Below are 3,871 nucleotides of genomic sequence, written 5' to 3' on the forward strand. Positions count from 1 at the left end.
ACCGGTTATGATATTTTAAAAAATATAGAGTTTGAACAGCCGGTTGCTCAGATTGTCCGTCAGCACCACGAGATGATGAATGCATCGGGGTACCCTCAAAGTTTAGCTGCAGAAAATATTCTGCTGGAGGCAAAGATACTGGCGGTTGCCGATGTTGTCGAGGCAATATCCTCGCACCGGCCTTACAGGCCGGCTCTTGGCAAAAATAAAGCAATGGATGTAATCACGCAGAATAAGGGTATTCTCTACGACCCTGTTGTCGTCGAAACGTGTCTGAAGCTTTTTATAGATAAAGGATATGCTTTTGAAGATTGAGCTATCCTTATAATTTGTAACCGATTTCACGATATTAAAGAGGCCGGTTATCCAGTTTAATAAGCATAAAAAACTTTTAATTGGACTTGATAATTTCTTCCGATAGTATATGGTTCCCCTGCCTGCGGCATCTCCCCTTTTAAGGGGGGAACGGCCTTGAGGGCACTTTCGTCCCCCTTTTTTTTGTAAGGGAGACACGGCGAAGCCGAAGGGGATCGATCATGTTAACCGGATAACCGGATAAAAGAGTAACTGACAGATGAAATGTGACAAGAAAAAAGTACTCGTCATCGATGACAACCCGGATATCGGCGATCTTGTGGAACGAGCGCTTGAAGGTCCGGAATTTGAGGTTTTCAAGGCGACGGGCGGGCAAGAAGGAATACATATGGCACAGGAACAGAAAGTGGATATAATACTGCTGGATATAATGATGCCGGAACTTGACGGTTTCACCGTAAGCAGTTATCTTAAAAAAAAACCCGCAACAGAGAAAATTCCGATTATATTTTTAACAGCCCGGGCAACGGGCAGCGGTCGTATGATAGCCAGTAAAGCCGGTGCTGTTGACTATATCATGAAACCTTTCAGCCCGAGAGAACTGCTGAAGAGAATAACGAGAATTGTAAATAACATGTAACATGGACTCAACTTATTACGATGGTGACCGGTTGACGATGAATAAAAAGAAGCAGGCAGTACTCGTTATAGACGATGAACAGGACATCTATGATCTTGTTGCCAGAACTCTGCTTGGATCAGAATTCGATGTTCTCCAGGCATTAAATGGCCGTGAAGGTATTCAGATGGCAAGGGAACACAAGCCCGATATGATCCTGCTTGATATTATAATGCCAAACTTCAATGGATTTATGACCGGTAAAATATTAAAACGCAATATTGAGACGAGAGATATTCCGATTATTTTTCTTTCGGGGAAAAAATCCAGACAGGACATTAATGCGGCTATTCAGGCAGGAGGTTCCGATTACATCGTCAAACCGTTCAGTCCGAGCGATTTACTGACACGGATACGAAAAACGGTCACATTGAAGGAAACACTTCAGGCGCAAAAAAAGAAAAAAGGGCAGGAAAAACAGGACGAAGCCGTCAGTGAAGACCATGAACCCAAAATCCAGGTAATCTCCGAAAGTAATATTGTCAGATATGGCGATGTCATTGTATGCTCAGGTCTCGCAAACAGTATTGTGCTCAAGAATTGCCCGATATACCGGGGAGTATTTGCAAATATTGTTTCGGACGGTGTTTTTAAAGTAGTGATAGATACAAATAATATTGAAACTATTGACGGAGCCGGACTTGCCTTATTGGTTTCGGTTAATGAAGCACTCAAGAGTTATGGCGGCGAGTTACGGATTACTTACCCGAATCCCAAGGTGAACAATCAGTTATCCTATGTAAAAATGATTGAGTTGTTTCGAGGATACGACACGGTACAGAGCGCTGTGGACAGTTTTCAGGAGACAGATACAGATGCAGAAAAAAAAGCCGAACATGCGGCGCTTAATATCTGTATTTCATGTACTTTTGTCAATGACCCGGATGCGCGGTATTGTACATATTGCGGAACGAATCTCATTATGGGGAGAGGAGAAAAAATTCTTGAAATAATGAGGTCCGTCATTTCGCACCGTATTGTCAGTGAAGCCCAGACAAACGATACTCAGGAAATAAACAGGAATCGTAATATTAAAGCTGAGGAATACGATATACCATCAGAATTCAATGTGGAATTGTATGAGGATAATTTAGTACTCAAATACAAAAGCACCCGTACCATAAGGAAATTCTTCAAAACAAACGAGCAGATAGGTATCCAGCTTCCTGCATTATATGGAAGAAACATTCGTCTTCGTCCCGGGATGAAACTACAGCTCAGCGGGACTCAATCGGGTGCATTTTCAACGTATGAAACAGAAACAAAAGGTATGGATGAAGACAACGGTTTCGTATTTGTCCATTATTCCGAGGATGCCAAGGTAATACTGTCGCAGAAAAATTTTTCGATAGCGCCGAGTCTGCCCATTCAAGTTACCATGATAAATCCTTCTTTCGGTAATACCGACGCAGTGAAAAACGGTAAAATACTCGAGTTGAGCAGGGTGAGAATGGTTGTTTTTTCCGAAGAGCATATTCCCGAAAATGAATGTATGGGTGCAAATTTTGCCCTTCCCGACGGGCATGAGATTTCTTCACCATTGGTGATTGCAAAAAAGAGACGAGAGCGGTACATGTATGGTATTGAGTTTGTCATGATAGATGAAAAAGAAAAATCCAGAATAATTCAGTATATGTACAAACGTCAGATTGAACTTGCCAAAAGTTAATGTCCTTCCATGATTCGTGAATTCCCTGTCATACAGTCATCCCACCCTGTCACAGCGCCGTCTTCGTAACCGTCTTAACCGTTCCTCTTGACCGCTCCACCGTCCAGCTTCCACCCATGGCAGCCTCAGTGAATCCCATGCCCGGTAAAGGTCATGGATTGCTCACCATTCATGTGGAAAGAAACCCTATACGGCCGTCATAAATGATACCGAAAAGACGGGGCAAATCACCCTTCAGAGTTCGAGTCTCCGGCCCTACGCCAATAAGAAAATCAACCACCCGGGAGAAGAAAGACGGGTGGTTTTTTATTGGGGGGGCAAGGCATGGCATTAACGACCACAAACAAGGAGAGGTTTGTGTGAAGATAAGGCCGGAGGAAAATCAAAGAAGGCGGGGAGAGGAGACGGAAAGGAGGTGAAAGAATTTGGGTGGCGATTTGGGGGATAGCGGGGAAATTGATGGAGTATTGGGATAGGTTTGTGGTACTGTATCATGAGAAGGCGGTGTGGGTGATAACTGGTGGGTGGAGAGTGAAGATTAACATAAAATAAAACATAGCGGCGCGGTTAAACGTCGCACGACCCATCGCAGATATATATAACGAGTGAAGCCGATTGTTAGACAACCATCATGGGAAGTACGTTTTTTTCACTGCTATAAAGACAAGAACGCTAATTATACCAATCAGGATAATGCAGAATACAAATAGGAACCAGAAGAACGCATCGCGTCTGTTTTGGCGTTGATAAGCCATCAAACTAAATGCTTCTACGAATTCGGGCTCGAATTGCATATGTTTAAAGAAGTGCCGGAATTCGGATGGGAGTCGCGACTCCCTTGGATCATCCAGTTTAGGTTGCTCCACTGATACAGTGATGTCTAGGTTCTCGCCGAGTTTCTCCTGTAGCCGCCCTGACAGCAGCAACGTAAGGTGTGCGCGAATTAACTGAACACTATCAAAAAAACTCTTGTAGTTAGCGATAAATGTGAATCCAGAAAGCAAAACACCGAAGAAAACAGTCAGACTGCCAAAGCGTGTAGTGATAACTCTAGTCTTCACGGTTAGACCGTAGATGTGAGCCATATCTGAAGGGAGTCGGGATGAGATGACATCCTTTACTACATCCTCCAGTGAAACGATCGAATCGTTCTCAAATCTGGTTTTAGGATTGATTGTGTGATCTTGCTGACGGGTGTCGTAGCCATA

At 43.6% G+C, this 3,871-nt stretch carries 4 protein-coding genes; 3 read left to right on the forward strand and 1 reads right to left on the reverse strand.

Translation table 11 applies throughout. The annotated features are described in order from the left end of the window. The 3 genes from LLG96_20010 to LLG96_20020 form a co-directional block, all read left to right on the forward strand. The coding region (locus LLG96_20010; GenBank protein ID MCE5252493.1) for an HD domain-containing protein at nucleotides 1-315 on the forward strand (315 nt) is incomplete at its 5' end. Between the two features lie 259 nt (nucleotides 316-574). Further along, nucleotides 575-955, forward strand: a complete 381-nt coding sequence (locus tag LLG96_20015) for a response regulator transcription factor (protein MCE5252494.1) — start codon at nucleotides 575-577, stop codon at nucleotides 953-955. Nucleotides 956-992: 37 nt separating this feature from the next. Then, a complete protein-coding gene (locus tag LLG96_20020) occupies nucleotides 993-2,663 on the forward strand; it encodes a response regulator (GenBank protein MCE5252495.1) in 1,671 nt (556 codons plus the stop codon). A 629-nt stretch (nucleotides 2,664-3,292) separates the two neighbouring features. Here LLG96_20020 and LLG96_20025 read toward each other — a convergent pair. Beyond that, the coding region (locus tag LLG96_20025) for a hypothetical protein (protein MCE5252496.1) at nucleotides 3,293-3,871 on the reverse strand (579 nt) is incomplete at its 5' end.

This window comes from bacterium (assembly GCA_021372535.1).
Lineage (GTDB): Bacteria > Latescibacterota > Latescibacteria > Latescibacterales > Latescibacteraceae > JAFGMP01.